Origin of the sequence: Shimia sp. MIT910701 (genome assembly GCF_047126315.1) — a bacterium.
Classification (GTDB): Bacteria; Pseudomonadota; Alphaproteobacteria; order Rhodobacterales; family Rhodobacteraceae; genus Shimia.
On record NZ_CP138953.1, the window covers coordinates 1567886 to 1588745 of the forward strand.

General features: G+C 54.1%; 19 protein-coding genes and 1 pseudogene. 9 read left to right on the forward strand and 11 right to left on the reverse strand.

Features of this window, described 5'->3' with window-relative positions; genetic code table 11:
• Positions 1–2199 carry a TonB-dependent siderophore receptor gene (locus tag SIB38_RS07490; protein WP_412551722.1) on the reverse strand — a complete coding sequence of 733 codons (2199 nt, stop codon included), beginning with the start codon at positions 2197–2199 and terminating at the stop codon, positions 1–3.
• Between the two features lie 368 nt (positions 2200–2567).
• Here SIB38_RS07490 and SIB38_RS07495 point away from each other — a divergent pair.
• The 5 genes and pseudogenes from SIB38_RS07495 to SIB38_RS07515 all read left to right on the forward strand — a co-directional run bounded on the left by SIB38_RS07495 (position 2568) and on the right by SIB38_RS07515 (position 9920).
• A pseudogene (locus SIB38_RS07495) lies at positions 2568–3906 on the forward strand (IS3 family transposase).
• 969 nt (positions 3907–4875) lie between these two features.
• Positions 4876–5529 (forward strand): peroxiredoxin, encoded by a 654-nt coding sequence (locus SIB38_RS07500; protein WP_294119096.1) that lies wholly within the window; start codon positions 4876–4878, stop codon positions 5527–5529.
• A gap of 95 nt (positions 5530–5624) precedes the next feature.
• Positions 5625–7343, forward strand: coding sequence for an assimilatory sulfite reductase (NADPH) hemoprotein subunit (gene cysI, locus SIB38_RS07505; RefSeq protein WP_294119095.1), 1719 nt, complete (start codon positions 5625–5627; stop codon positions 7341–7343).
• A 23-nt stretch (positions 7344–7366) separates the two neighbouring features.
• Positions 7367–8107 (forward strand): phosphoadenylyl-sulfate reductase, encoded by a 741-nt coding sequence (locus SIB38_RS07510; protein WP_294119094.1) that lies wholly within the window; start codon positions 7367–7369, stop codon positions 8105–8107.
• Between the two features lie 4 nt (positions 8108–8111).
• The gene (locus tag SIB38_RS07515; RefSeq protein WP_412551723.1) at positions 8112–9920 is read left to right on the forward strand and encodes an assimilatory sulfite reductase (NADPH) flavoprotein subunit; all 1809 of its coding nucleotides are present in this window, start codon (positions 8112–8114) and stop codon (positions 9918–9920) included.
• Positions 9921–9975: 55 nt separating this feature from the next.
• Here SIB38_RS07515 and SIB38_RS07520 read toward each other — a convergent pair whose 3' ends face one another.
• The 8 genes from SIB38_RS07520 to cyoA all read right to left on the reverse strand — a co-directional run bounded on the left by SIB38_RS07520 (position 9976) and on the right by cyoA (position 16778).
• On the reverse strand, positions 9976–10506 hold the full coding sequence (locus SIB38_RS07520) for a hypothetical protein (RefSeq protein WP_412551724.1): 531 nt from the start codon (positions 10504–10506) through the stop codon (positions 9976–9978).
• Positions 10507–10587: 81 nt separating this feature from the next.
• Positions 10588–10809: a hypothetical protein gene (locus SIB38_RS07525; protein ID WP_412551725.1), complete on the reverse strand. Its 222-nt coding sequence runs from the start codon at positions 10807–10809 to the stop codon at positions 10588–10590.
• A gap of 75 nt (positions 10810–10884) precedes the next feature.
• Positions 10885–11625, reverse strand: a complete 741-nt coding sequence (locus SIB38_RS07530; RefSeq protein WP_412551726.1) for a hypothetical protein — start codon at positions 11623–11625, stop codon at positions 10885–10887.
• Positions 11626–11914: 289 nt separating this feature from the next.
• Positions 11915–12637, reverse strand: coding sequence for an SURF1 family protein (locus SIB38_RS07535; RefSeq protein ID WP_294119087.1), 723 nt, complete (start codon positions 12635–12637; stop codon positions 11915–11917).
• Positions 12634–12996, reverse strand: a complete 363-nt coding sequence (cyoD, locus tag SIB38_RS07540) for a cytochrome o ubiquinol oxidase subunit IV (protein WP_294119086.1) — start codon at positions 12994–12996, stop codon at positions 12634–12636. The genes SIB38_RS07535 and cyoD overlap by 4 nt, the downstream gene beginning before the upstream one ends.
• The gene (gene cyoC, locus SIB38_RS07545; RefSeq protein ID WP_412551727.1) at positions 12993–13655 is read right to left on the reverse strand and encodes a cytochrome o ubiquinol oxidase subunit III; all 663 of its coding nucleotides are present in this window, start codon (positions 13653–13655) and stop codon (positions 12993–12995) included. The genes cyoD and cyoC overlap by 4 nt, the downstream gene beginning before the upstream one ends.
• Positions 13656–13659: 4 nt before the next feature.
• Positions 13660–15693, reverse strand: a complete 2034-nt coding sequence (gene cyoB / locus SIB38_RS07550) for a cytochrome o ubiquinol oxidase subunit I (protein ID WP_412551728.1) — start codon at positions 15691–15693, stop codon at positions 13660–13662.
• On the reverse strand, positions 15693–16778 hold the full coding sequence (cyoA, locus tag SIB38_RS07555; protein ID WP_294119083.1) for a ubiquinol oxidase subunit II: 1086 nt from the start codon (positions 16776–16778) through the stop codon (positions 15693–15695). Before cyoA ends, cyoB begins: the two co-directional genes overlap by 1 nt.
• A 194-nt stretch (positions 16779–16972) precedes the next feature.
• On the opposite strand from cyoA, the gene SIB38_RS07560 reads away from it, so the two are divergent.
• The 3 genes from SIB38_RS07560 to SIB38_RS07570 all read left to right on the forward strand — a co-directional run bounded on the left by SIB38_RS07560 (position 16973) and on the right by SIB38_RS07570 (position 19443).
• The gene (locus SIB38_RS07560) at positions 16973–18265 is read left to right on the forward strand and encodes an MFS transporter (RefSeq protein WP_294119082.1); all 1293 of its coding nucleotides are present in this window, start codon (positions 16973–16975) and stop codon (positions 18263–18265) included.
• 168 nt (positions 18266–18433) lie between these two features.
• Complete coding sequence (locus tag SIB38_RS07565; protein ID WP_294119080.1) at positions 18434–18862, forward strand: hypothetical protein; 429 nt, start codon at positions 18434–18436, stop codon at positions 18860–18862.
• Between the two features lie 110 nt (positions 18863–18972).
• Positions 18973–19443, forward strand: a complete 471-nt coding sequence (locus SIB38_RS07570) for a Dps family protein (RefSeq protein ID WP_412551729.1) — start codon at positions 18973–18975, stop codon at positions 19441–19443.
• On the opposite strand, the gene SIB38_RS07575 is transcribed toward SIB38_RS07570, so the two are convergent.
• Positions 19444–19698: a DUF1289 domain-containing protein gene (locus SIB38_RS07575; protein WP_294119077.1), complete on the reverse strand. Its 255-nt coding sequence runs from the start codon at positions 19696–19698 to the stop codon at positions 19444–19446.
• A 328-nt stretch (positions 19699–20026) separates the two neighbouring features.
• Between SIB38_RS07575 and SIB38_RS07580 the strand changes: the two genes are divergently transcribed.
• Positions 20027–20152: a hypothetical protein gene (locus SIB38_RS07580; RefSeq protein ID WP_412551730.1), complete on the forward strand. Its 126-nt coding sequence runs from the start codon at positions 20027–20029 to the stop codon at positions 20150–20152.
• 81 nt (positions 20153–20233) lie between these two features.
• Here SIB38_RS07580 and SIB38_RS07585 read toward each other — a convergent pair whose 3' ends face one another.
• On the reverse strand, positions 20234–20797 hold the full coding sequence (locus SIB38_RS07585; protein WP_294119075.1) for a 3-hydroxyanthranilate 3,4-dioxygenase: 564 nt from the start codon (positions 20795–20797) through the stop codon (positions 20234–20236).
• Positions 20798–20860 lie beyond the last annotated feature (63 nt).

The window sequence follows — 20860 nt, forward strand, 5'->3', positions numbered from 1 at the left end:
TCAGAAGAACTTGCGCGCGGTCAGAGTGAATTCGCGACCCTCGCCATAGACACAGCCGCCGGAGACGGAGTCGAGCACCGCATTGCCGGTGAGCGTATTGCCGTGGCAGTAGCCCACGTACTCTTTGTCCGCTAGGTTGCGCGCGGCGAGCATGAACTGCCAGTCGTTCCAGTCATAGCGAATAGACGCGTCAAACAGCATGACCGACTTCATGTCATAGGTGTTTGCCACATCCGCGTAACGGGATCCGGTGTAGCGTGCACCTGCGCCAATCGTCAGGCCCGCGACCTGAGGCAGTTGATACTCTGCAAACAGCGCTGCCGCGATGACTGGGACACGGGCCACTTTGTTGCCGCCATAGGTTGCGTCTTCGGTGATCTCTGCATCCGTATATGTTGCGCTGCCGAACAGGCTGAGACCATTCCCGAAATCATGCGTGACCTCAAGTTCGATACCTTGGGAGCGCACCTTGCCGACCTGGGTGTAGACAATTGGGCTGTTCGAACTTGGATCGTCAAACACCGCGTCGTTTTTCTCGATATTGAAGAGCGCCATGTTAAATGTGGTTTGACCGCTTGGTGCAGTATATTTCATCCCCAATTCGCCGGCGATGGCTTTCTCCACATCCAATGCATCGCCATTCGCTTTCATGCCCGCCAAAGGCAGGTTGAAAGAGTTCGACAATGACCCGTAAACCATTGTGCTGGGGGACACATTGTATCCAACAGAGAGGTTTGCGGACGGCAACGTGTCTTTCATGTCGTGATCAAAGTTGGTCACCGAGGTGTCCAGATTGGTCAAGTACCCCTTGGCGCCGTAGTTGACTCGATCAAGGCGCAATCCACCGTTGATGATCCACTGATCGCCAATGGATGCGTGACCGCTGGCATAAAGTCCAATCTGATCCAGATCTGTCTTGCGTTCAGTCGACAAGTTGGTCGGGAAGGACCCGGCCAGGAAGTTGGTTACAGCGCCGGTGACATAATTACGCTCGCCAGCGTAGCCAGAGGTGCTTTTGTAGTCGCTTTCCATCTTAAAGTAGTCGACGCCAAACGCCAGTTGGCCGCTTACGCGATCAGACTCGAATTTGTAGTGCAGCGCATTGTCGGCGTTGAAGGAATCCACTTCCTGATCCACATCCAACAGGCTCATGACCCCCGTGTCGACATCGCTTGGCAATCCAACGGGGGCGCCAAGCAGGTAACTCAGGTTCACAAAGGATGCAGCGTAGTTGGTCCGCATGTCCCATTCGTTTTGCGCATAACGGGCGCGGCTGACAAAGCTGAGCTGATTGTCGAACTCATGTTCCAGCTCGTAGCCGAGGTAGGATTGTTTTGTTTCGATGTCGTTGTAGTCGGGATTTGCCGTGTAAAGATCGGTTGACCATTGGCCGTTCCCATTTGGCTCCAGTGAGCCGTATTCAGGCACGTTGATGTAAACGTCGCCAACGTCGTCTTTCATGTACTGACCAAACACTGTGAAGGTTGTCTGATCGGTCGGGGTGTAGGTGAGAGACGGCGCGATGTAGACACGGCCGGTGTCGACGGCATCGTACTTAGTTCCAAACTTGTTGCCGAGCGCGATAAATCGATAGGCGACCGTATCAGAAAGTGGCCCGGTTACATCCACACCCATTTCCAAACCGCCATGGGAGCGGGTGGTGGCAATCGCTTCGCCCTGGAACGTGAACTGAGGTCGTTTGCTGACAACATTAAGAAGCCCGCCCGGCTGGTTTGCACCGTAGAGATCAGACGTTGGGCCACGCAGAATATTTACGCTGTCCACACCGAATGTTTCTGTGCGCCAAGCCGCGAAATCGACCAGACGCTGTGGCATGCCATCACGATAGATCCCGGAAGACTGAGATTCAAAACCGCGCAGGATGAACTCGTCATAGCGATCATCCTGCCCATAGGTGCCTGTAGAGATGCCCGGGCTATAGGCTACAGCTTCTTCGAGGTTGCGCGCGCCCTGAGCTTCAAACAGCTCTTTAGGTAGGGTGGTCACGGAGCGCGGAAGTTCCTGTGGGTTGATCGGCACGCGCGATCCAGCGGTATTGGCCGCTTCGACGTTGGTGGCATTTTCGCCACCATCCGTGATTGTCGAAATGACAATTTCGCCCAGGTAATATGTCTCATCGAGACCTTGATCCTGCGCCAACGCAGCAACAGGAACCAGCATCGTCGATGCCATAAGCATCGAGATAGGCGACGTAGATATGTTGCGCAACACAACCTCCGAAATTCATCTAAAGAACCACCTTTCGTGGCCCTGATTCGATTGTTATCGCTGCTGAGTTGCTTGCGCCGCCTGGCTTTGATCTTTGACTTTCGCGGTGAGTGCTAATGTGAACAATTGTTCGCGTCAATTAAAATGAACAAATGGTCACATTTTTTGTATGCGACTGTTTCACACGTCAATTCGTGGATTTTGTGCGAAAAACTTGTCCGACGCCGCATCTGTTGCGGGTATGTGGCTTGCTGTCTGACGTCAGCACCTATGGGTCCAATTAGGGTGATTTGATAAGGGAGAGTTTCTGGCTCATCGTAACCACTAAGGAGTGGAAGATGAGAAAGACTACGAAGAGCCCTGGCGAGAAGATCGTTAAAGATATCAAGCGCGCCACCCGTAAACAGTATTCGGCGGAAGAGAAGATCCGTATCGTCCTTGATGGTCTTCGTGGCGAGGACAGCATAGCTGAACTGTGTCGCCGCGAGGGGATTTCTCAAGGCGTTTACTACAAATGGTCGAAGGACTTCATGGAGGCCGGTAAGAAGCGGCTGGCGGGCGATACAGCGCGTGCCGCAAACACTGACTGAAAGAACTGCGCCGCGAAGCAAAGGATCTCAAGGAGGTTGTCGCGGAGCAAACATTGGAACTGCGTCTTCTCAAAAAAAGCATGACAGGCGATGGGGGCGACCACGAATGAGGTATGCCGCATCCGAGAAGCTGGAGATCATCCGGTTGGTTGAAGAAAGCCATCTGTCAGCGCGTCGTACATTGGCCAAACTGGGTATCCCTCGCACCACATTCTACCGTTGGTACGACCGATACCTGCAGCGCGGGGAGGCTGGTCTTGAGGATCAGTCTCCCAAGCCCAAACACGTTTGGAACCGCGTTCCAGACGAGGTGAAGCGCAAGGTCGTCAGCTTCGCCTTGAAAGAGACAGAGCTGTCACCCCGCGAGTTGGCGGTGACCTTCACAGACCAAGAACGGTACTTTGTATCGGAATCCACAGTGTATCGCACGCTCAAGGCACATGACCTGATCACCAGCCCAGCATTCATCGTGCTGAAAGCCGCGAATGAGTTCGAGCATAAGACAACGGCCATCAACCAGCTTTGGCAGACCGACTTTACCTATCTCAAGGTTCTGGGGTGGGGCTGGTTCTATCTCAGCACAATCCTGGACGATTACAGCCGCTACATCATCTCGTGGAAGCTCTGCACGACCATGCGGGCGGAGGATGTGACTGACACGCTGGACTTGGCTTTGCAGGCGTCAGGGTGCGATCAGGTCCACGTTGTCCACAAACCGCGCCTACTCAGCGACAACGGCTCCAGTTACGTCTCGGGTGACCTGGCTGAGTGGCTGCAGGACAAAGGCATGAAACATTCACGTGGAGCGCCGTATCATCCCCAGACGCAGGGCAAGATCGAGCGTTGGCATCAAACTTTGAAGAACCGGATCTTGCTGGAAAACTATTTCCTGCCCGGCGATCTCGAAGACCAAATCGAAGCCTTCGTCGATCATTACAATCACCAGCGATATCACGAGAGCCTGAAAAACGTCACACCAGCCGATGTCTACTTCGGACGTGACCAAGCCATTCTGGAACAACGAGAAAGGATCAAACGGAAGACATTCGAAGCGCGACGCTTGCATCACAGTCAACGCGCAGCATAATCAAACCGACCCGATGAGCCGAACACTCTCTTAGTTCACGCCGCTTTTGGTTCCAAAAACTTTGACGACGGACAATGTTCGGAGACACGGGTAAGTAGCTCTGGGAGTGCGATAAGGGGTGTTTTCTCGTAGCTTGAGTTTGTAAGGAGACAGATGTCGATATGTGGGGCATCCGGCTCGAAGTCTTGCGGCGTGTAGAACCAGCCCCGACCTGTGTTGCCAAGAATGGCGCTTGCCAAAAAAATGGTCCTGAGAGGGCAGGGTGGATTGTGCAGAGTCGAGACAGTCCATCTTCGCCTTCAAGCGCTCCAAGAAGAGGCCCTCAGTAATGGCGTCGATGATGTGGGCGATGTCGCATTTGACTTGAGTCACTTCCCTGTTGGGCTTGGCTTCATCGGCAGATTTTTGAGCAGTCAGGCGGTTGTGCTCTTCCCGATTAGCTTTGCGGTATCCGAGCTGAGATCCGGGCCCAGAAGTTGGTCCTTGAGACCCGCTAGGTCACGGTCTTCCTGGTCGATGCGTTTGATGATCGTGATGCGGTTGGTGTAAGTGCCCTTGTTGTGGCGCCCGATGGCAAAATAACCTTTTCCAACCTGATTGACGCCGCCACGTGTGACGTCCTAGCGGGCTTTCACATCCGAATGAATCTCTCAGAGGTAATTCGGACGGTTTTCTCATACGGGAGTGGTAAACAGAGCTTTCGCACGCTTCAGCTCTTCAAATTTCGTTCCATTTTGGGTCTTCCAAAGCAAATGCGTGTTCTGTTTCCTGGAGGAATGCCAAATCACCTCCTTACTACTCCCCGGTGTAATTGACCCGTTAAAAACCTGCTGTTAGCGAATTTACAAAGCAAGCAAAAGATTCCACGCGCCCGGCGTTTCGGATAGCTCCAGCTCAGCCAAATTCATGACACTACAAGCTGTTCACCCCCAATTTGTGGGAATGCACGGCGTAATGGAAAGAAAGACAATGGCTCTTCGCATCAACGATACCGTTCCAAACTTGAATGTGACAACTGATCTAGGCAGCTTTGATCTGCACGATTGGATCGATGAAAGCTGGGCGATTTTGTTCAGCCACCCCAAAGACTTCACACCTGTATGCACCACCGAATTCTCCGCGGTGGCACAGCTTGCGGAAGAATGGGACAAGCGTGGCACTAAGGTGATTGGCGTGTCTGTAGACGGTGTGGAAGACCACAAGAAGTGGAAAGGCGACATCGAGAGCTATGGCGGCGCAGCGGCGGGCTTCCCGATCATTGCGGACGACGGTTTGGAGGTCTCCAAAGCTTTCGACATGCTGCCAGCAGAAGCCTATCTGCCGGATGGTCGCACCCCGGCAGACAGCGCAACCGTGCGCTCGGTCTTCATCATTGGGCCAGACAAGCAACTGAAATTGTCGATGACCTACCCGATGACCGTAGGCCGCAACTTTGCTGAAATCCTGCGTGTATTGGACGGTTTGCAGACCTCCGCCAGCAAGGGTGTTGCGACGCCGGCAAACTGGGTGCCGGGCGAGGACGTGATCATTCCGCCAACCGTCAGTAACGAAGACGCCAAAGAGAAGTTTGGTGCGTTTGAAGCGGTCCTGCCGTACCTGCGCAAGACCAAAGTACCTGCCTAAGCGTTTAGGTTCCTGAACATTTGAAAAACAACACGGGCGGCATCCTGCCGCCCGGTGGTGTCCTGTTGCCCAAAGGCATGCGAAAGCGATAGCCCATGTTAGACAGCCAATCAGACAATTCGGACCTGATCGTCGAAGGAAAACTTGCGGATAATGAACGCCTGAAGCGGGAAAGTAACTTCCTACGCGGCACCATTCAGCAAGACCTTCAGGACCGCATTACCGGCGGGTTCACCAAAGATAATTTTCAGCTGATCCGCTTCCACGGGATGTATCAGCAGGACGATCGCGACATCCGCGCCGAGCGCGCCAAGCAGAAGCTTGAGCCGCTGCACAATGTGATGCTGCGCGCGCGTATGCCCGGCGGGGTGATCCAGCCGGACCAATGGCTGGTGATCGACGACTTTGCGCGCGAGCACACGAGCTATGGCTCGATCCGCCTCACCACACGTCAGACATTCCAATTTCATGGTGTTCTGAAGCCTAACATCAAGCACATGCATCAGGTTTTGAGCTCTATCAACATTGACGGCATTGCCACGGCTGGCGATGTGAATCGAAACGTGCTGGCCTCTACCAACCCCGTTGAATCTGAGCTTCATGCGGAGGCTTATGAGTGGGCCAAGAAAATCTCAGAGCACCTTCTTCCGAAAACGCGGGCCTACTATGAAATCTGGCTGGATGAGGAAAAGGTGCACTCAACTGAGGAGCCCATCCTCGGGTCCAACTACCTGCCGCGCAAATTCAAGACCACCGTGACTGTACCGCCCAATAATGAAATGGACGTACACGCCAACGACTTGAACTTTGTTGCGATCGCGGAGGGGGGTAAGTTGGTTGGCTTCAATGTGCTCGTGGGCGGCGGTTTGGCCATGACCCATGGGGATACGTCGACTTATCCACGCAAGGCCGACGATTTTGGCTTTATCTCTTTGGAACATACGCTGAAGATCGCGGAGCATGTCGTGACAGTGCAGCGCGACTGGGGCAACCGCGTCAATCGAAAAAACGCAAAGACCAAATACACGCTGGACCGTGTTGGTACCGAGACATTCAAGGCGGAAGTAGAGCGACGCGCAGGCGTTCGTTTTGAACCATCCCGCCCCTATGAGTTTACGTCTCGCGGCGACCGGTTTGGCTGGGTTGATGGCATTGATGGCAAACAGCACCTGACACTCTACATCCTTTCGGGACGCATTCTCGATTACCCGAGTCGCCCGTTAAAAACTGGTTTGCGCAAGATAGCGGAAATCCATCAGGGCGACTTCCGGATGACTGCCAACCAGAACTTGGTGATTGCTGGCGTGCCGCCCGAGCAGAAGGAAGAGATTGAGCGCATTGCCCGCGAACACGGGCTGATCGACGACCTGATGACGCCACAACTCAAAAACTCGATGGCTTGTGTGGCGCTGCCCACCTGTCCGCTGGCGATGGCCGAAGCGGAACGCTTCCTGCCGGAACTGGTGTCTAACGTCGAGGGCCTTCTGGCCAAGCACGGTGTTCCTGACGATCACCTGATCCTGCGTGTTGTGGGCTGCCCGAACGGCTGTGGCCGCGCAATGCTGGCAGAGGCCGGTCTCGTCGGCAAAGGCCCAAACAAATACAACTTCTACCTTGGCGGTAATCGCAACGGCACTCGCGTACCCAAACTCTACAAGGAAAACGTCACACCAGACGTGATCTATTCCGAGCTTGATACGTTGATCGCCAGCTGGGTGGTTGAGCGTACCCCAAACGAAGGCTTTGGCGATTTCGTGATCCGTAAAGGCATTGTTGCCGAGGTCAAAGTCTCCAAAACAGACTTTCACGCGTGAATGTAGGACTGAGGGAAATTCCCATGACAGTTGCGACACAATTAGACGAGGATGCCTCTAAGGCGGTCAAAGGCCCAAAGGTCTTTACGGCGGCCAACGAATGGCTCCAAGAGCAGGATGCGGACACGCGTGTGGACTGGGCGTTGCACAATCTGCCGCGCGATCATGTTGTATCGTCCAGCTTTGGCATCCAGTCTGCCGTCATGCTGCATATGATGACGCAGCACGTGCCGGTCATTCCGGTGCTGCTGTTTGATACCGGCTACCTCTTTCCAGAGACCTATCGCTTTGTGGATGAGCTCAAAGAGCGCCTTGATCTGAACCTGAAGGTGTTCCGCGCGGACATGAGCCCCGCATGGCAAGAGGCGCGGTTTGGCCAGCTTTGGGATCAGGGCGAAGAGGGTTTGAAGAAATACAACAACTTAAACAAGGTGGAGCCTATGCAGCGGGCCATGAGCCAAGTGGGCGCTGGCACGTGGTATTCTGGTCTGCGCCGCTCCCAGGCAGAGAGCCGTTTAGATCGAAAGATTCTGGAATTTCAGCACGGGCGCGTGAAGTTCCACCCGATTGTCGATTGGAGCAACCGTGATGTGCATTTCTATCTGAAAGAACACGAGCTGCCATATCACCCGCTTTGGGAACAGGGATATGTCAGCGTTGGCGATACCCACACAACGCGCAAGCTGGAAGACGGCATGCGTGAAGAAGACACCCGTTTCAACGGTATGGGGCGCGAGTGCGGCCTGCATGTAGATCAGGATTGAACCGATGATCACCACGCAACTGCCACAAGGCATAAATCCGCTATCCCCTGAGCAGGCGCAACAATTTGCGCAGCTTGCCGGTACATTGTCCCCTATTCAGCAAGCCTGGATTAGCGGGTTTCTGGCGGCGACCGCTCAAGGCAGCGCATTGTCAGCGCCACTTTCTGCGCCGGTCGCCGAAGCGGCGCCATTGACCATTCTTTACGGATCCCAAACCGGCAACGCCAAACACGTTGCAGCGGACCTAGAGGCCGCCGCAAAAGGGCGTGGCATGGATGTGTGCCTGATTGATATGGCGGATTACAAACCGGCCAAACTCAAAGACGAAAAATTCCTGACCATTGTGGTTTCGACATATGGTGAAGGGGAACCACCCGAGCCGGCTGAAAAGCTGCACGCCTTCCTGGCTTCCAAGAAAGCGCCAAACCTGGAAAACACTCAGGTCGCTGTACTCGGTATCGGTGACTCCAGTTATGAGTATTTTTGCCAGACCGCGATCGACTTTGAGGACCGGCTGAGCAAACTGGGTGCCAAAGTTGTTGTTGAAGCAGCTCTATTGGATGTCGACTACGATGATCACACCGAAGGCTGGATTGGCAGGGCGCTCGACATATTTGAGCCGGAACTCAAGGCCTCAGCCTCCGCGCCCGGTGGCAATGTAGTGCCGCTGCCAGGTGTGGCTGTGGCCGCACCGGTCTCGCAATATTCTAAGAAAAATCCCTTCGCTGCCGAGATCAGCGTGGTGCAGAAAATCACTGGCCGCGACAGCAGCAAAGACGTGCGTCATATCGAAATATCGCTTGAGGGATCTGACCTGACTTATCAAGCAGGCGACGCTCTTGGCGTATACTTTCACAACGATGCAGCAGAAGTAGAGGAAGTGCTTGAGCTTTTGGGCATCGATGGCACATCGGAAGCCAAGCTGGGTGACGATACGAAACCTATCCGCGATCTGTTGATTGAGGATCTGGAGCTGACCCAATCCTATCCGACATTTGCTGAGAAATACGGCAATTTGACGGGGGACGAGGCGCTGATCAAACTAGCGGAAGACAAAGTACTATTGCGTGACTTTCTTGAGCCACGCCAGATTTACGACATCCTGCGCGAACATCCTCAAAAAATTCAGCCGCAGCAGTTGGTGGATTGTCTACGCAAAATGCAACCGCGGCTCTATTCCATTGCTTCAAGCCAATCAGAGGTGGAAGACGAAGTACATCTGACAGTTGGGGTGGTGGAGTGGGATGGCTTTGAACGCAGCCATCTAGGCGGCTGCTCAGGCCATCTTGGACGTCGTGCTGAAGACGGCGACAGTCTGCGTGTGTTTGTTGAAAGCAATGACAATTTCCGTTTGCCTGCCAATGCGGATACGCCGATCATCATGGTTGGCCCAGGCACCGGCATTGCGCCGTTCCGTTCCTTCCTTCAGGAACGGGAAGCGCAGGAGGCCGAAGGCAAGAACTGGCTGTTCTTCGGAAATCCGCATTTCACGCAGGATTTCCTCTATCAGGTTGAGTTGCAGGGCTATTTGAAATCAGGCTTGCTCACGAAGCTTGATGTGGCCTTCAGCCGTGACCAGAAAGAGAAGATTTATGTGCAGGACCGCATCCGAGAGCAGGGGGCGGAGCTTTTCCAATGGCTTGAGAATGGCGCGCATTTCTACATCTGCGGGGATGCGAACCGCATGGCCAAGGACGTGTTCGCTGCGTTGATTGATGTTTGCAAAGAATATGGTGGCATGGATCAAGACGCTGCCGAGGGCTACATCGAAAATCTCAAAGACCAAAAACGCTATCAGCGGGATGTCTACTAAAGCGCAGCGGACGTAGAATGCCGCGCGTCATTGGCGTGTTGGTTGAGCTAAGTCTCTAGCGTGTTGGACTTTGCGGCATTGGTTGAAAAACTCGCGCGCTTGCAGAGATTTCCTCGCCGTTGACAGTAAAAGCAGAGTGGTCATGCGCATTCAGCGTCACGCGTATCTCATTGGTTCCAGGAGGCAGATCTGCAAGGTGAAAATGCGGACTGTATAGCCGCGCGAGTTTTTCCCCGTTCACATAAATATGCCCATGTCCTTCCCCCAAAATCGGTTCGCTGTTCACCCCGTTGGGGCGAAACTCAAAACCTTCAGTCTGCACTTCGACATTCCACCCGGACAGGGCGTCTTTTTGCACGTGTAGCGTCACCAATGGGGCGTTTTCGGCTGCAATTTCAAAAAGTCCATGAAACATGGAGTGATCATGGGTGAAATGCGTGGAGTGATCTATCTGAGCCGGAGTTTGAGGCGCGCCGCCAGGGGACAAAAGCATGCCGACAAAAATGGCGCAAACGGTCCAGTAAATCGCATAGATCACTGTGGGTCTTGGGAGCGGGTAACGTGCCCACAGCGCCAGTTTGTGCATAGTATGTCTCCAAAACGCTTACGGTGATCCGTGTCACGTCACAGCGCCGTTTGCAGGCACTATGACGTACTTGGCCTCAGCTTACTCTGCGGGAGCTGTTTTGACACTTTGGCTGCGCAACGTCGGGTTCTTGAGCTTAATTTTCTGCCCATATCCGAGAAGCAACAAAATCACGGCAGTCGCAATTATCGGCATGTGCCCAACCAGTTCCATCAGAGCATGATCATTCTGTCCGAACACAAGGAAAGTGATGTTGGATGCCAACATGAACACGGCCACCACCAGAATGTTCAGACGGGTCACAACGCCTAGAATGAGAATGGTCCCAAAGACCACTTCCATTGCGCCGGCTGACAGAACGAACAGCTGATCTGTATATCAGTCAAAGCCGAGCGCCGGCATGAAGTTCCATTGATAATTCGCGATGAAGGCTTGCCCCAACATAGCGCCAGCGAGCTTCTCCGTAATGCCCAACGTAACAAGCGCGACACCTGTGAAGATGCGCAACATATCAACCGAGTAGGGCTTCAGTTTAGCTCTCAACTCTTCATTCGGGACATAGTTGAAGTAGAGAAAGAGGGCGATACCAATAATGTTGACGTACTCCAACGCCTTCACAAAGCCGAAGTTAACCATAGTGCCGAGGTATAACAGGCCCATCAGGATTGCGGCGTGGTGAACCAGGTTGTTGGAAATCAACATGATCCCAATGACCGCCTCTAAGAACACCAATGCATAGCCGAACCCGTTAAACGCTTCCATGTGAGGCGCGATCAAAGCGCCTGTGTATGCTGTCAGCAGGAACGACATTCCCGTAAATATCCGCAAGAGCTCAATCGCATCATGCCTTAGCTTGCTTGGGATAATTGGGACACGCGGAAACCGTCCATCCAAAACAACCGCAGTGCAAATTAGCAAGCATCCAATTGCGATCCACGACAAAACGGCGGGATCGTTCCAGCTGTAGGTTGGAAATGTCTCAAGAGCGGGATCATTCGCGTCAACAAACCAACGCACATGGGCATGCGCCAAGGGAACGGCAAAAATTGAAGCAAAGCCTAGAGCCGCCAAAACCCTAGAGACTGGCCAAAGAACGGTTTGTCGAAAATCAGAATGCATAAAAGCCTCCGGTTATAATACTGAGAGGCACCAATCCTGGTTAGTGCCGGGTGCATCAAAGCTGGAGTGTGACCTAGCCCTTTTGGAGTAGCGCTGATGGCTCAACATTACAATAAGGGTTCGAGCCGCAGTCGAAGTACGTTTGTGTCCGGGGAGATCGGTCGGGGTAGAGGCGACCGCTACCTATTGGCTATTTGATCCTGCCTTGCAACCGGAGTTCCAGCTGTCAGGCGCGGACTATTTGCATGTGGGCTAAGTCTGATCGTCCTGAAAGGGGCAATGAAGGCAGTTACAGATCCGGGTTCACTCTTTGATAAATCACAAAGCTGATCATTGCCGCCAACAGCAACGCCATTGCGTACCAAGTCAATGCATAGCTTAAATGGTTGTTACGAAATGACACTTGGGTAAGCCCTCCCCGCGGCCATGTGGGTGAAACGTCCGTGTGGTCTGCGTCTACGAAGTAACTGGTACGGGCTGGTAAACCTATAGTGTGGTTCATGGCCTGTAGATCCGCCGAGAACCAACGTCCGGCGCCTGGATCATTCTTTTCGAGCCAAGTACCTTTGGACTTGGGCAGACGCAAAAGCCCTTCAACTCTCTGTGGTCCAGTGGGCTGCGTGATCCGTCCGCCATCCAAACCGGTAGGCAAAAACCCCCGGTTGACCCAGGTGATGTGTTCGCTTCCATCTAGCGGAGTGAGCAGCCAATACCCCGGCCCCAGGTCTGTGACGGCTTTGATCCGCAGGCTGTCGTCATGCAGATACGTCCCTTCGAGATAAACTCTTTGATATTCCAAAACAGCGCCCGTGTTTGGCGCCGCTACAGGTGGTGCAAAGGCGCGGGTCTCTACCGCCTCGATCAAATCGAGCTTCCACGTCAAGCGGCGCATTTGCCAATTTCCCAGCGCAACCAACGTCACGATGATGACTGCTGAGAGTGCCAACAGCACACAGTCGACCCAAACTGGACGTGCAGAAAACGTCGGTGACTGTGCGCTGTGCTCACTCATGGCAGGTTGCGAACCCGCTCGATTTGCTCATGAGCCGGCATCATATTCTCGTGCAGATGCACCATGACCCAGATCGAGCCTGCCAGGATGATCACCAGCAAAATAGCGGTGAACACCAGCGACATGGCTTGCCAGCCGTCCTCCGCGCCAACAGTGACGTGTAGGAAGTAGTGCACATGCACAAGGATCTGGATCGCGCCGAGGCCAAAAATGATCAGCAGAGCGATGCTCAAGCTGACCTTCACGTCTGCCATGACGATCCAGAACGGCACCACCGTCAGCAGAACCGATAAGGCGAAACCAATGATGTAGGATTTGTAAGAACCATGCGAGTCATGGCCGTGCTCTTGCGCGCTCATAGCAACACCCCGGTGAGATAGACAAAGGAGAAAACACCGATCCAGATCAGGTCGAGGAAATGCCAAAACAGTGACAGGCACATGATCCGGCGTTTGTTTTCATGGGTCAGGCCGTGCATTTGCACCTGCACCAAAAGCACCACCAACCAGATGGAGCCGCATGTGACGTGCAGGCCGTGTGTGCCCACCAAGATCCAGAAAGACGAGAGGAACGCGCTTGCGCCTGGACCTGCGCCAAGATGCCAGAGGTGTTGGAATTCCAACACCTCCATCACCAGGAAGGCGCCACCAAACAGGCCCGTTACAATCAGCCAGAGCATCATGGCGCGCTGTTTGTCCTGTTGCATGTTGATCACGGCAAAGCCGTAGGTGATCGAAGAGAACAGCAGGAAGAAAGTCGACAATAGGATTTTGTCAATTTCAAACAGATCCGCAGGTGACGGGCCTGCGGCGTAGCTGGTGCCAAGCACTGCGTGAACGGCGAACAAGATACCAAAGATCAGGCAATCGCTCATCAGGTAGATCCAGAAACCCAGCATGGTGCCGGTTTCATGGTGATGTTCGTCATGATCATCGTGACCCTCATGATGATGTGGGTCTTCGGTGACATAAAACTGGTAGCCGCCTTCCGGGGCCGGGCCTGCAAGTGAAGCTGTCATGGGATTACTCCGCTGCTGGGATAGAGGTGTTGCCCGCGGCCTCAATTGCGCGCACTTCTTCAGCGGGCACATAGTAGTCGCGGTTGTAATTGAAGGTGTGGGCGATGCCCCAGACCAGCGAAGCAAAGAAGGTCAGTGCGGCAAGCCACCAGACGTGCCAGATCAAAGCAAATCCCATCACGGTCATAAAGCCTGAGATGACAATGCCACTTGAGGTGTAGTGCGGCATGTGGATCGGGACGAAGCCTTTGGTTGGGCGCGCTGCGCCTTCTGTCTTCATGTGATGCCAGCTGTCGAGTTCATAGACACGCGGGCTGAAGGCAAAGTTATAGTAGGGCGGCGGAGAGGTAGTGGACCACTCCAAGGTGCGTCCGCCCCAAGGGTCGTCGCCCACTTTGAGCTCTTCGCGTTTCCAGATGCTGACCACGATTTGCATGACAAAGGCGAGCACGCCCACACCGATCATCAAAGCGCCGACGAGGGCAATCAGGAAGTAGATACCGTAGAAGGTGTCCTCAAACTGGCTCAGGCGGCGGGTGACGCCCATCAGACCGAGGATGTAGAGAGGCATAAAGGCAAACCAGAAGCCAACCACCCAGCCCCAGAAGCTGACAAGACCCCAGCCGCGGTGCAGTTTGAAGCCGAATGCTTTAGGCCACCAGTAGTTGATGCCCGCAAAGATGCCAAAGACAACACCGCCGATGATGACGTTGTGGAAATGCGCCACGAGGAACAGAGAGTTGTGCAGCACATAGTCGGCGGGCGGCACCGCCAGCAGCACGCCGGTCATTCCGCCAACCACAAAAGTCAGCATGAAGGCGACGGTCCACAGCATGGGCAATTCATAGTGAATGCGGCCCTTATACATGGTGAACAGCCAGTTGAAGAGCTTCGCCCCTGTCGGGATCGAGATGATCATCGTGGTGATGCCAAAGAATGAGTTCACATCAGCACCGGCGCCCATCGTAAAGAAGTGGTGCAGCCACACGATGTAGCTCAGGATCATGATCACGCAGGTCGCGTAGACCATGGATGTGTAACCAAACAGGCGCTTTTTGCAGAAGGTGGGCACAATCTCAGAGTAGATGCCAAAAATTGGCAAGGTCAGGATGTAGACTTCCGGGTGGCCCCAAATCCAGATGAGGTTCACATACATCATCGGGTTGCCGCCCATTTCATTGGTGAAGAAATGGGTGCCCAGATACCGATCTGCGGTGAGCAAAGCGAGCGTGGCGCTGAGAACAGGGAAAGTGGCCACAATCAGCACGTTGGTACAGAGCGTGGTCCAGCAGAACACAGGCATTTTCATCCAGGTCATGCCCGGCGCGCGCATTTTAACGAGGGTAGCAACAAGGTTGATGCCGGAAAGTGTTGTCCCGATCCCGGCGATGTTGAGCGACCAGAGGTAGTAGTCCATGCCCACGCCCGGGCTGAAGGTGAGCCCAGACAGCGGGGGATAGGCCAGCCATCCTGTGGCGGCAAATTCGCCGACAAACAAGGAGATCATAATCAGCACGGCGCCAGAAACGGTCAGCCAGAAGCTGAAATTGTTGAGGAACGGGAATGCCACGTCACGCGCGCCGATTTGCAGTGGCATCACATAGTTCATGAAGCCAGTGACAAAGGGCATGGCCACGAAGAAAATCATGATCACGCCATGCACCGTGAAGACCTGATCATAGTGATAGGCAGGGAGGAAACCAACGTATCCGGCAGAGGCCAGCGCCTGATGCAAGCGCATGAGCAATGCATCGGCAAAGCCGCGCACCAGCATGATGACTCCAAGGATCATATACATGATGCCAATTTTCTTGTGGTCGATGGAGGTGAACCACTCTTTCCACAAATAGCCCCAAAGGCGGAAGTACGTGATTGCCCCAACAACGGCGACGCCGAGCAGGCAGGTGCCGATGAAGGTGCCCAAGATGATCGGGTCATAGAAGGGGAAGATGTCCCATCCCAGTTTGCCCCAGAACCAATGGGTTGTGTTCACAGCGTCTGCGCCATGGGCTGCGGTGGATGCGGTAGGGGATGCCATCAGTTTTGCGCCTCGGGCTGTGATTGTGCAAGAGGAAGTGCGGGGAGGTGGTTCACTGCGGAGAGGATCTCACCTTTGTGGGGGTCATGTTCCGGTTTCAACAACAGGAACAGGCTTTCTGGATCATCTGCAGAGCACAGTCCGCGGAACAATTCGCGGTTGTACAGACCATCCAAACCGCCGCCGCCCAGAGCGTCCACCATCTTCATGTCGTTTAGGCAAAGTTCGTTAGTGCCGGCGCACATGTTCAAAATTTTGTCCCAAATGCCGTCTTCGGTGGTGCCGAAATAGGTGACATCATGCGCCGTGGTGGGAACTTGCAGTTCGGTATAGCTGTGTTGATCCAGGGTATTTGGCGCGTCTTTGACTTCCTTCACCCAGGCTTCAAATCCAGCTTCATCCAATGCGTGAAAATCAAAACGCATGTCGGAGAATCCGTTGCCGGAATAGTTGGCGGAAAAGCCTTCGTAGACCCCCGGGGCATTGATCACCGCGTTCAACTCGGTTTGCATGCCAGCCATGGCGTAGATCATGCCGGCCATTTCAGGGATGTAGAAGGCATTCATCACGGTTGCGGACGTGATTTTCCATTCTACGGGCCGGTCCACAATTGCGGCGGCCTCATTCACGGTGGCGATGCCGAATTCTGGATACAAGAAGAGCCATTTCCAATCCATTGCCACCACCTGCACCTCTAGCGGGGTCACATTGGGGTCGATTTGTGTGTCTTCAGAAATCCTTTTGAGGTCATCATAAGGCTCGAGCCGATGGGTGGCGACCCAAGTGAGACCGGCGAGACAAATGATGATTGCCAGCGGCACAGCCCAGACCACGATTTCCAGGCTGACGGAGTGATCCCACTCCGGCTCATAAGCCGCGTCTTCGTTGGACTGTTTGTAGTGCAGGGCAAAAAAGATCGTCAGTGCCGTTACGGGAATGATGACGATCAACATCAATACCGTGGCATAGACGATCAAGTCGCCTTGCTGCGCAGCGATGTCTCCTGAGGGAGACAGAACCACCAAATTACAACCGGACAGACTGAAGAACAGGGCTAGAGATAGCCCAATGCGAAAGACCCACATGGCAAACCGTGCTTTATTGTTCAGGATTTTGCTGGGTAGGGCAGGTTGCTACTGAACCGATACCTCGCAGTTGCGGCATAAAGCCTGTGGACTTTGGACACAAGATGCTGCAATGCGACAATTGCCCTCGCCCACGATTTTTTGTCCCCTCAAAAAACGCAGCCAGGTATTCCCAAATGACAGGAGAATGCGACATGGCGAGTTCCAGCAGCCCAACGGTACAACACGTAACAATCGATGATGTGATCACCACTGTGGTGATGGCGCGGGTCACCGATTTCTTTGGCTTTTTTGTTTATGCCATTGCTTCGGCTTTGGTGTTCCCCACGGTGTTTTTCCCGCATCTTGATCCGGTGACAGGCACGCTCTGGTCGTTTGCGCTTTTCTCTTTGGCCTTCCTGGCACGTCCGATCGCCAGTCTTGCAAGCCGCTGGATTCAGAGAAAAATCGGGCGCCCGGCCAAGATTACTTTGGCGCTTATGGTGTTGGGGGTGTCCACCGTCGCGATTGGACTGCTGCCAGGGTATGGCGAGATTGGCCTGCTGGCCCCCATCAGTCTGGGCATTTTACGTTTCGTGCAAGGTCTCGGACTTGGCGGAGCCTGGGATGGAATCACGTTGCAGCTCAAATCTGCGGCGCCAAAGGGTAAAGAGGGTATCTATTCCATGGTGCCACAGCTTGGCGGACCCATTGGGTTTTGTGTGGCTGCGGCATTGTTTTATGTGCTCACTGGCTTTCTGACAGAAGAAGAATTCCTGAGCTACGGTTGGCGGTTTGCCTTCTTTGCGGTGCTTGCGGTCAATGTTGTGGCTCTTTTTGCACGCCTACGTCTTATGACCACCAATTTTGGCAGTGATGATGACACGCAACTGAAATCGGCACCGTTGAAGGGCCTTTTGCAGGATGAAGGCCGTACAATTGTTCTGTCAGCTTTGTTGCCATTGGCCAGCTATGCGCTGTTTCACATGGTTACGGTGTTCCCGCTCAGTTACACGCTGTTGCTTGGTAGTGGTGATGTGACCCACATTCTCATGCTGGAGTTGATCGGCGGCACAGTGGCTATTGGCGCGGTGATTCTGTCGGGCGTGCTTGCGGACAGGTTTTCCAATCGAGTTGTCCTCTGGATCAGCTGTGCAATGGTGCCGGTGCTTTGCGTTGGTATCACCTGGCTGAACACGCACCCTGCAATTTACATTCTTCTTGGCTTTGTTTTGCTGGGTTTGTCTTACGGCCAGTCCAGCTCAATCGTGCCAAACAGGTTTGCGCCGGAGTACCGCTATTCAGGCTCCGCCCTGGCCACAAACCTGTCTTGGATACTGGGGGCAGCCTTTGCGCCGTTGGTTGGCCTGTTCGCCGCTTGGAAATTTGGCCTTTGGGCCTCGGCTTTGTACCTGTTGTCCGCTGCGGTTGTGACCAGCGCAGCTCTAGTTTTCTTGCGCAAAGAGGGCATGGCAGCGGATCGACGCGAAGACGTCAAAGGGGAATGATCTGCGCTGCTGTCGGTGGAAGGCAAGTGCTGCGGCTGGCTAACGAAGACGTGTTCTTCTTTAGGCAGCTGAGGCTTGCTCCGGCCTTTTAACTAAGTATTATTGTCAGGATTCTTAAATTGTGCCATATGAGCGATTAAGACCGTTCACAGGTAGCGAGACCCGAAGATGCAAGCAATTCAGCTAGCAAATCCCGATGGTTTGACACCGACGCCCGTAAAACGGCTGCCGGAGCAATCACTTCTGTTGGTGAACTACCTACGAATGGTGGCTCGCCGAAGCCGGTCTGCGGCGCGAATGGACCTCAATGAAGCCTGTGGTTTGTTACTGGCTGACCCTGCAAATGCAGACATGCGTCATGCGGAGATCCTGATTCGAGGCTTTAAACAAGCCGTCGGCAAAAGGCCGGTCTTCTTTCAGCCAGACACCGATGACATATCATTTGATGAAGCATGGCTGGGGCGTTTGTTTGAGACACTCGCACGTGGAGACGAAGATAGTTTTGTGTTCCTGATTAAGTCACGAGTTCCGCTTTGGACGCAGCGGAATTTCGCCTTTTTGATACGGTCGATATCCGAGCAATTTTCTCAGACTTAGAATAATTCTAAAAAGTGGTTGGAATTCTCTCCCGATGCTATAAATAAGGGTAGCGGGCGGCGATTGTACGCCCAAAGGTTTCCAAGAACGGACGTATCGAGGTATTCAAAATGACCCAGACAGCTATTGATCTGACCACCGACTCCCGTGCGGCAATTGCAGACGCGTTGAACCAGTCTGTTGCCGAAACGGCCGTAACCACCATGCTGGCGCAAAACTTCCATTGGAACGTGATAGGTATGGCCTTCGGCCCGCTGCATGACCTGTTTCAGAAAATTTACGAAGACCATTTTGAAGCGCAAGATGACCTGGCCGAACGTGTCAAAGCGCTGGACGCGCATGCCGAAGGCACATTGGCTGGCATGTTGAAGCGCTCCAAAGTGAGCGAGCACGAAGGTGACGCGACCGATAAGGACATGATCAAAGCCATGCTTGAGGCGCAAGAAACGCTAGCCTCCACGCTGGCCGGTGCGGGTGAATTGGCAGCTGAGCACGGTGATACTCTGACAGAAGACCTGTGCATTAGCCGTGGTCAAGTGCATGAAAAGTTCGCCTGGTTCCTGCGTTCCCATCTGCGCTAACTATTTGGTTAGCGGGAAATTTACCCTGACCTTCTTTTTGTCGAGCTTCTTCCGATAGGCCGGTGCCCAATGTGTGTACCGGCCCATTTGTGCCTGCTGACACACCAAAAGTTGAACAAAGCCTTCTCGCTGATCTGGCTTCTTGATCGACTTGAAGAGCTTCTTTTGGCTCTTGGTCATCGAACACCCCAAGCAATGGCCTTCGCGACGGAACTTGCATACGTCGATGCAGGGGGAGGGGATTTTCTTGCTCATCACTGGACCTCTTAGGAAAAGCGCAGCGGATTGCTGGATGACAGGCTGTATGTAACCCTCTGATACGAATTGTCGATAGGCCGGCTCTCGCAAGCCTCGCTCGGGGCCGCATCTGTCGACATTATCATGACCGGCATAGTTTACCTGAGAGGGGGCTCGCGTCGATCGGGAGCTGGGCCAAACCGACTTCGAATGCGATCTTATTGGTGGACCAAATTGGCCGGGAGCGTGGGGTTCCGGATCGCCTTGAAGCCCTTGAGCAGGTGCGTAAAAGCGGTTGCGCTCGATCTTTCTGACCTCACTGACCTTGGCGGCTGGCCTTTTTCCAATGGTCGCGTTCGGGGGCACGCTTTGGGGGCGGGCGACGGCTGGTCTGATACGAGGCGGTCTCGGAGTTGCCATCGTGCTGGTGTTGTTTGCGGTGCCCTGGCTGTATCACGTGCTGCTGAAGTAACGCGGCAGCTATTTGGCCTCCACTTAAGCTGGATAAGCTGCAGGGCCCGGCTCAGTTGTGGAAACGAATGCTCAAAACCGCCTACAGCTGCACCCACTCCGCCGGCGGCTTGCCTTTGCCCGGATGCACCTCGCCACAGGACGGGCAGGTGCGGTTTTCAATGCTGTTGTGGAACCGGTCGTAGATTTTTGGCAGGGCGGTCACGATGCCTTCGGGGCCGTCCAGCGCAACTTCTTCCCGATGCACCAGCCCTTCGCAGTTGAAGCAGAACCACTCAAACCCTTCTTTCATGCCGGGCTGTCGCGGGGCCTCAACCACAATGCCAATAGAGCCTTCTTGTGGCCGTTGCGGGGCGTGGCGCACATGTGGGGGGAGCATAAAGACTTCGCCTTCGCGCACCGGCACATCATAGATTTTGCCGCCATCCGCGATTTTGAGCATCATGTCGCCCTTTTGCTGGAAAAACCACTCCTCCACCGGATCGTCATGGAAATCGACGCGGGTGTTGGGACCGCCCACCACCATCACAATCATGTCGCCTTCCTTGTGCAATAGCTGATTGCCAACCGGCGGGCGCAGTTTGTCCGCATTCTCCGCAACCCATTTTTTGAAGTTGAACGGTTTCAAGGTTGGATGTGTGGCCATGTGACCCTCCCTAAATGTCCGCGCGATGCCTGCGCCGCGCACGTGTTGGCAGCAGGCTAAGGG